We start from the raw sequence: 8047 nt of genomic DNA, 5'->3' as shown, positions 1-8047 counted from the left end.
CGAAGAGTGCTCAGAGTCGGGTTAAACAGTTGAACCGTATGGAGCGACTGGACCCGCCGAAGATTAACAAGGCGGCAACATTTAGCTTCCCATACACTGAGACTGTTAGTCGAATTTTACTTCAAACACAGGACTTGGTGATTGGTTACGACAAGGCACTGGTAGAGGAAGCATTCAACTTCTCGGTCGGTAACGGCGAGAAAGTGGCGATCACTGGATTCAATGGAATAGGTAAATCCACGCTGTTGAAGACGTTGTTGGGTGAATTGAAGCCCATTTATGGCGGCTATGATATCAATAGAACGACGAGAATTGCCTACTTCAAGCAAGATTTAAAGTGGGATAATGGCAACATGACCCCGTTCCAGTTCATGCAACAGAACTTCGAGGATGAGAAGCAAAAGGAGCTGCGCACTGTTTTGGCGCGGACCGGATTAACCAGTCAACAGGCAATGTCGCCGCTCAAGACACTTTCTGGTGGGGAACAGATGAAGGTGAAGCTGGCGAAGTTGATGCTCGAACCAAGTAATCTCTTATTCTTGGATGAGCCGACGAATCATTTGGATGTGGCAACGAAGGATGCACTACGCCGTGCGATTATCGATTATGAGGGTGGCGTGATTGTGGTTTCCCATGAGAAGGATTTCTTTGAGGGAGATTGGGTTGACAAGATTATTGATATTGAAGAGATGAAATAATAACAAGTAGCGACAAAAGTTGCGATCCAAAGCGGGTAAACCACTAGCATCTAGCGTGGTTTGGCAAGGAGGAATGGAATGATTCCGTAGGCAAATAAGCTAGGGTGAGTGGCTTGCTTTGGGAGCACAGTTAAAAAAGTAGCGACAAAAGGCGGTCAGCTTCTGAGTACTTACGAAGACACAGAAGCATGAAATGCTGAATGTGACAAGTAAGACGGAAGAAGTTGCCTTTGGGAGCACAGTTAAAAAAGTAGCGACAAAAGGCGGTCAGCTTCTGAATACTTGAGAAGTTGACCTATAACAACATAGATAATAGGAACTATTACGATGGAAGATAGATATGTTGATGCGGTGTTAGACGCCTGTCTAACCGCAGGGAAAATCATGATTGAAAGTGGCTCCGAAATGTACCGGGTTGAGGATACCATGCGCCGGATTGGTAGTAATGCTGGCCTGAGCCTGACGGACCTCCGTGTTTTTACCACGCCGACAGGCTTGTTCATGGGTGTCGACAAGATGGATAACGTGCAAATTGAACAGGTCGAGGATCGCTCAATTAACATGGAGAAAGTAAGTCGCGTGAATGATTTATCGCGGCGTTTTGCTGAACACAAGATCACTTTGGCAGAGTTACGGCTGAAACTTGAGGATGTCGACTGTAATACGCCCCAGTTCCCGCTCTGGCTCCAGACTATCGGTACCGGCTTCGTTAGTTCGACGCTGATGGTGCTCTTCATGAATGACTATGATTGGCTTGACCTGCCATTTGCGGCACTCATTGGTATGATCGGCTTCCTCACGTATCATTTCGTGAAAAAATACGCGCACATTCGCTTTTTGGCCGAAATGCTGGCATCTTTGGTGTTGGCGTTTTTGGCAATTAGCCTACAGCAGATTAATTCGAGCTTCGACGCAAATGCCATTATTATTGGCGGAGTAATGATCCTTGTTCCGGGCCTCGCGCTAACTAATTCGTTGCGGGACCTGTTTGCTGGGCACTTGATTTCTGGCATTGGCCGTGGTGTTGAGGCAGTCTTAACTGCCGTAGCTATCGGCGGCGGTGTGGCGCTCGTCATCCGCTTCATGGGGGTGTAGGATGCCATACTGGTTAGAGATAGTAATTAATTTAAGTTTTAGTTTCCTCGCCACTTTGGGTTTCGCAATCACCATCAACTTGCCGCGACCCGCATTGATTGCGTCGGGTTGTTCCGGTGCGCTTGGCTGGATGACCTATTGGTTCCTGATGCAACTGGGTGCTGGGCGTGTCATTAGCAACCTGTTCGGTGCAATGTTAATCGGGATTATTGGAATTTTCTTTGCCCGCTGGAAGAAGATGCCCATCATTCTCTTCAACATTCCGGGTATCGTGCCACTGGTGCCCGGAGTACCGGCATACATGGCAGTCAGAGCGATGGCTTTGGGCCAACTTGATGAGGCACTAAGTTTTTTACTGCGCGTGGCGATAATCTGTGGCGCGATTGCGATTGGCTTTATGTTGGCGCAACTTGTAAGCGAGATTATTAGTAGTATGACGAGGAGATTACGCAAACAACGAGAATTGTAAATTAATTTGAAGCAAACAAAATGACCACAATTGAATTAGATCCATTCGTGGCAACTAGAGTCATTGCTTTTAGTATAGTACTACTGATGTTGTTCCTTTTTAGTAAAACTACGGCGATTAACCCAAGGTACGCAATTTGTTGTATCAAAGAAGATATTATTAACAAACAAATGTAGAGACCGATGAGACCCCATGTTCTCTGCTTTTTAGCTTTATTCATTACTTTTTTCCTCAACTTTATTAATAAAAAACTAAACCAACCTATACTTAGGAGCTAGCCTATAATACAACACAAGTAAAGGTGTGATGGTTGTGAACAAAAGCCTTGCTAGATAACGGAAATTAGTCTAATATACTAAGATGCGACGGGTCGAGAAGGCCACACATTTTGTGGCACTTGATTTAAGGGACACCTGAGTTTAATCTCAAGCGCGGGAAGTGCTGGCGTTAGGTGAGTCGGTTGTGGAGCCAAAAGCCTACAGAAAATTTATTTTCTGCCCGTGGTAGAAGCCAATCATTCAGTTGATTGGCTTCTTTTTTTACGTCCAATTTAGTAGTATGAGTGATAAAAATGCGGTAAAGAAGTAAACTGACATTTTTTTGATACAACAGATGAAAGCACTTATGTTGAACGCAAAATCTAAGTGCTTTTTTTGCGTAACTCTTTTGTCAATTGGAAGCGAAGTCTGCTAAACTGAAAGTAGTATTTCATTCCTAATTTCAAAGGAGAAGAGCAGTGGATAAACCCTTAGCAAAGTACATTGATCACACGATTTTAAAGCCAGAAGCAACAAAAGATGAGGTCATGCAAGTAATCAACGAGGCCAAACAATACGGCTTCGCATCAGTTTGCGTCAACCCATACTGGGTTGAATTGGCAGCCACAGAATTGAAGGAAACAGACGTCAACGTCTGCACTGTGGTTGGCTTCCCACTTGGTGCCACCTCCACTTTCGCCAAAGTGAGTGAAACGTCCGAGGCGCTAAAAGATGGTGCAGTTGAGATTGACATGGTGCAAAATATTGGTACCCTGTTATCAGGGGATGAACAAACGGTGCGCGAAGATATCAAAGCGGTGGCGCTAGCAACCCACGCTGGCAATGCCATCTTAAAGGTGATCCTCGAGAATGCATTCCTCACGGACGAACAAATCAAGCGGGCCTGCGAGCTAGCCGTGGAGGCTGGTGCTGACTTCGTTAAGACTTCCACCGGTTTCGCCAAAAGTGGGGCTAAAGCTGCTGACGTGCGGTTGATGCGTGAGACTGTGGGCGACAAGCTCGGGGTTAAGGCGGCAGGCGGTATCCATACGAAAGCGGAAGCTCTCGCAATGATTGAGGCAGGTGCCAGCCGGATTGGTGCCAGTGCAAGTATTGCGATTGTGACGGAATAGAGGTGAGATTATGGCAAAGTTTAAACGTATTTTCGGAATTGTCATTGACTCTGTCGGTATCGGTGCTGCACCAGATGCTGCTAAATACGACGATATGGGGGCCGATACGCTCGGGCACATCGGCCAGCAGTATGATGGCGACTTTAGCCTCCCGAACTTGGCAAAGCTTGGTTTATCAAACATTCGAGAAGAAGCGCCGATTGAGCGTGTACCGGTGGCTAAGCCAGCCCGAGGCTATTTCGGTAAAATGTCTGAGATTTCTGCCGGTAAGGACAGCATGGATGGCCACTGGGAGATGATGGGTTTACCCGTGCTCGAGCCACTCGGTTTCTTCCCGAACGGGTTCGACGAGAACCTAATCAAGAAATTAGAGGACTTCAGTGGGCGGCATATTGTTGCTAACAAGCCGTATTCTGGTACCGAGGTCATCAAGGATTATGGTGAGCACCAGTTGCGAACCGGCGATTTAATTGTCTACACAAGTGGTGACTCAGTCCTGCAGATTGCAGCCAATACCGCTGTGATTCCGCTGGCGGAATTGTACAAGATTTGCGATTATGCGCGCTCCATTACGACGGAGCAGCCTTACCGTATTGGTCGGATTATCGCGCGGCCGTTTGTGGGCACCAACAAGGATAACTTCAAACGTACAAGCGACAGACACGACTATGCCCTCATGCCCACTGCAAAGACAGATTTGGTCCGGTTACAAGCGGCCGGCTTCGACGTGCTTGGCATTGGCAAAATCAACGATATTTTCAGCGGTCAGGGCATCACCGAAGGATGGCATACCACGAGTAACATGGATGGCATGGATCACGTGCTCGAGTTAACCAAGCGCGACTTTACCGGCTTCTGTTTCACCAACCTGGTCGATTTCGATGCGATGTATGGTCACAGAAGAAACGTCAATGGTTACGGGGATGCGCTCATGGCCTTTGATCAACGGTTGGGCGAGGTGCTCGAACAGTTGCGCGATGACGACCTCCTATTCGTCACGGCGGATCACGGTAACGACCCTGGATTTAAGGGGACCGACCATACTCGAGAATTTGTGCCGCTGCTCTTCTTTAGCAAGAGCTTGCCGGGTAATCAATCCTTGGGCGTGAGAAATACTTTTGCTGATTTGGGTCAGACAGTTCTGGCCAATTTCGAAATTGACGGTGGCGAATACGGCACTAGTTTCTTAGATAAGTTAAATTAAAGATGATTGCTGGAGGTAGATGATGAGTACACATATTGAAGCAAAACCAGGCGAGATTGCCGAGACGGTCCTGATGCCGGGCGACCCATTACGGGCAAAGTTCATTGCAGAAACATATTTTGAAAATCCGGTCCGTTATAACACCGTGCGCAACGCGTTCGGCTACACCGGGACATATCATGGGCAGCGCGTATCTGTCCAAGCGAGCGGGATGGGTATTCCCTCAATCAGTATTTATGCCACAGAATTGATGCGCGATTATGGCGTGCAGAACTTGATTCGTGTCGGCACTGCTGGTGCCGTTAGCCAGGATGTGCATGTGCGAGATATCGTGATTGGCCAGGCGGCAAGCACCGACTCGGGGATTATTCAATCGACGTTTGGTGCGGGCATCTATTATGCGCCAATTGCTGACTATAACTTGCTTAGCGCCGCTGTTTCGACCGCGCAGGAGAAGCAGCTGAAATTCCACGTGGGAAACGTCTTTGCTGAAGACCGCTTTTATAATGACGAGATTGATAATGAGAAGCTTGCCGATTACGGCATCATGGCTGTTGAGATGGAGATGGCTGCTCTCTACATGCTGGCGGCCAAGTACAAGCGGCACGCACTTGGAATCCTCACGATTAGCGACCATATTTTGACGGGTGAGGCGACGACGGCACAGGAGCGCCAGACCGGCTTCGGCCAAATGATTGAACTGGCGCTTGATAGTGTGCTGCAAACTTTATAGGATTTGACGTAAGCTGTGGAAACACGGCTTTTTTTATTGCGAAAAGACGAGCACAAAAGGTCGCATGTTGGTGAAAACTCCCATATATTAGAATTGTAATCGCTTACCAAAACGTTATTTAATAATCAAGCAAATAGCTTGATTGGGCACAGTCCCAGATCGAGGGGCGAATTCTGGCTTATGTGGCAGTCGGTGACGAAGAAGACATTCTCGGCGTACTCAAGACAGCACGCAAATACCATCTGCCGGTGGGCAGGAGAGCTTGGCAATTGCGGAGGATGTACTCGCGCGAAACGGGGCATTCGGCGTGGCAACAACGACGGATTCGGTGCAGGCTGCCGCTTTACTAAAGATCCGCCAGGATATGTTACCGGCGGTGTTCGCTAAGGGTAACCACATCATGGAAGACATGGCGGTGCCGCTGTCGCAACTCGCTGTGATGGTGGATTACATCGACCAAGTGGCAGCGGATTTAGACTCGGATATATATACGGCAGGGCATGCCGGTGATGGTAACGTTCATCCAAGCATGATTTGGCAAGATACTGTTGAGCCACCTGAAAAGGTGATTGAGGCGAGTCGGCTGATGTTCAAGAAGACGCTGGAATTGGGTGGTACGATCTCCGCTGAGCATGCTGTTGGGATGATTAAGAATCAGTGGAACAACGAGGAATTGGGCTTTGATGTTGACCAGTTGCAACACCAGATAAAGAATCTGCTCGATCCGCTAGGTATCTTGAATCCAAAACGCAAAATTAACTAGGGTCATAGTTGAGTTAAGTGAGGTCGGATGAGGTTTTTCAGCTGTGTTACATAAAGCGGCCTTAATTGACTGAATTAATGGCAACAAGACGGTCTTCAAGGGTATTGATGCAAGTTATTACTGCGAGGACGACCCGAAATTCAGAACGAGTAAGATATAAGGTCCAACGACAGCAGCCGTTGGATTTTTTTGTGTACTTGAATTTGTTTGTTTTACTACTTTAGATTATAATAATGTAAAGTAGTAAAACTCGCATTCGAAAGGAGGAAAAATATGTTTTTAGGGCGTGAAAAGGAACTAGCTGCCCTTGAGCAGATGTATGCCAGAAGAGAATTCCAAATGGCTGTTGTCTATGGCAGACGTAGAATTGGTAAAACAGCGCTGCTCAATGAATTTATTAAGGGCAAGAATGCACTTTATTTACCGGCAGAAGAGGTAAATGACTTACTAAATTTACAAAAGTTCTCCCGCTTAGTGGGAGAAAAACTAGGAATTGCCAACTTTCCCACAGTTTCAAATTGGAATGATTTGTTCAGTATCATTAAAGAACAACTCGGGATGCAACATGTGGTGATTATAATAGATGAGTATCCCTATGCTGCCAATGCAAATAAGTCCTTAAACTCTATTTTGCAGCATGTGATTGATTATGAATTCAAAGATACTAATATCTTCCTGATTCTCTGTGGTTCATCCATGAGTTTTATGGAGAATCAGGTGTTGGGTGAAAAAAGCCCCCTTTTTGGCCGACGAACTGGTCAATTGAAAATTGGGCCGTTGGACTATTATGATGCTGCACTGTTCTATCCTGATGTTTCTGCTGTTGATAAGATAAAGTACTACGCTTGTGTTGGAGGTACCCCATACTATCTATCGTTAATTGATCCGAATTTGAGTTTTGACGATAATATTAAGGCACTCTACTTTGGGATTAATGGGTATCTGTTCAATGAAGGTACTCTATTGATGAAGCAGGAGTTTAGGGAGCCTGCCAATTACAATGCTGTACTGCAAGCTATCGCCAGTGGGGCGAATACGTTGAACAAAATCGTTGGTTTTACGCAACTTGAAAGCAATATAATTTCGCGTTATCTTCTTGTACTGCAGGAGTTAAATTTTATTGATCGTGTAATTCCGTTCGGCGCTAATCCTTTAAAAGGCAAGACTAGTCAGTATCAGATTACTGAAAACTTTATTGCGTTTTGGTATCGTTATGTGTTTTCCTTCCGCTCGGAGATAGAGCGTGGTAGCGGGCAGATATTCTTTGAATTAGCGCGTGAAAATCTATCTGATTTTATTGGCCCAATTTTTGAAGAAGTTACCCGTCAGTACCTGAGACGCTTAAACAACAGGAAGAAATTACCTTTTGTCGCTAAGTCATTTGGTAAATGGTGGGGTAAGGATCGACAAGGCAATGTCCAAGAAGTGGACGTGGTCTTAGAATCTATTACAGGTAACGAATTGTTGATCGGTGAATGTAAATGGCGTAATTCGTTGAAGATTGGTCAGATAATTACTTTATTGGAGCGGCGGGCCAAATATTTTCACAATTACACAACTTATCAGTACCTCTTCACTAAATACCCGATTAATGTCGATCCAGAAATCAATCTAAAAAATATCTCAATCGCCGACTTTTTCAAGGATTAGGTTTAACAGGGAATTTGTTCTAACTTTTTTATTTGCAAGCTCACT

General features: G+C 46.0%; 7 protein-coding genes and 1 pseudogene. All 8 read left to right on the top strand.

The genetic code is table 11. The features are described from left to right. A partial coding sequence (locus FC62_RS04815; protein WP_157043480.1) for an ATP-binding cassette domain-containing protein occupies nt 1–698 on the top strand: 698 nt, incomplete at its 5' end. Nucleotides 699–1025: 327 nt separating this feature from the next. Further along, entirely contained in the window at nt 1026–1793 is a 768-nt protein-coding gene (locus FC62_RS04810; RefSeq protein WP_056947230.1) for a threonine/serine exporter family protein, read from the top strand. A gap of 1 nt (nt 1794) precedes the next feature. After that, complete coding sequence (locus FC62_RS04805; protein ID WP_056947227.1) at nt 1795–2262, top strand: threonine/serine exporter family protein; 468 nt, start codon at nt 1795–1797, stop codon at nt 2260–2262. 736 nt (nt 2263–2998) lie between these two features. After that, the gene (gene deoC / locus FC62_RS04795) at nt 2999–3652 is read left to right on the top strand and encodes a deoxyribose-phosphate aldolase (RefSeq protein WP_056947224.1); all 654 of its coding nucleotides are present in this window, start codon (nt 2999–3001) and stop codon (nt 3650–3652) included. 10 nt (nt 3653–3662) lie between these two features. Further along, nucleotides 3663–4856 carry a phosphopentomutase gene (locus FC62_RS04790; protein WP_056947221.1) on the top strand — a complete coding sequence of 398 codons (1194 nt, stop codon included), beginning with the start codon at nt 3663–3665 and terminating at the stop codon, nt 4854–4856. Nucleotides 4857–4878: 22 nt separating this feature from the next. Next, on the top strand, nt 4879–5589 hold the full coding sequence (gene deoD / locus FC62_RS04785) for a purine-nucleoside phosphorylase (RefSeq protein WP_054745706.1): 711 nt from the start codon (nt 4879–4881) through the stop codon (nt 5587–5589). Nucleotides 5590–5833: 244 nt separating this feature from the next. Then, nucleotides 5834–6352: pseudogene (locus FC62_RS04780) on the top strand (FAD-binding oxidoreductase); the annotation flags it as partial. Between the two features lie 273 nt (nt 6353–6625). Then, a complete protein-coding gene (locus tag FC62_RS04775) occupies nt 6626–8002 on the top strand; it encodes an ATP-binding protein (protein WP_056947217.1) in 1377 nt (458 codons plus the stop codon). Nucleotides 8003–8047: the final 45 nt, after the last annotated feature.

Origin of the sequence: Amylolactobacillus amylotrophicus DSM 20534 (genome assembly GCF_001434555.1) — a bacterium.
Taxonomy (GTDB): Bacteria; Bacillota; Bacilli; order Lactobacillales; family Lactobacillaceae; genus Amylolactobacillus; species Amylolactobacillus amylophilus.
This window is presented reverse-complemented; position numbering and strand designations above follow the sequence as displayed.

Bases quoted from the DNA above. Each gene is read 5' to 3' on its own strand.
- FC62_RS04810 (WP_056947230.1), top strand. From the start codon at position 1,026: ATGGAAGATAGATATGTTGATGCGGTGTTAGACGCCTGTCTAACCGCA.
- FC62_RS04805 (WP_056947227.1), top strand. From the start codon at position 1,795: ATGCCATACTGGTTAGAGATAGTAATTAATTTAAGTTTTAGTTTCCTC.
- FC62_RS04790 (WP_056947221.1), top strand. From the start codon at position 3,663: ATGGCAAAGTTTAAACGTATTTTCGGAATTGTCATTGACTCTGTCGGT.
- deoD (WP_054745706.1), top strand. From the start codon at position 4,879: ATGAGTACACATATTGAAGCAAAACCAGGCGAGATTGCCGAGACGGTC.
- FC62_RS04775 (WP_056947217.1), top strand. From the start codon at position 6,626: ATGTTTTTAGGGCGTGAAAAGGAACTAGCTGCCCTTGAGCAGATGTAT.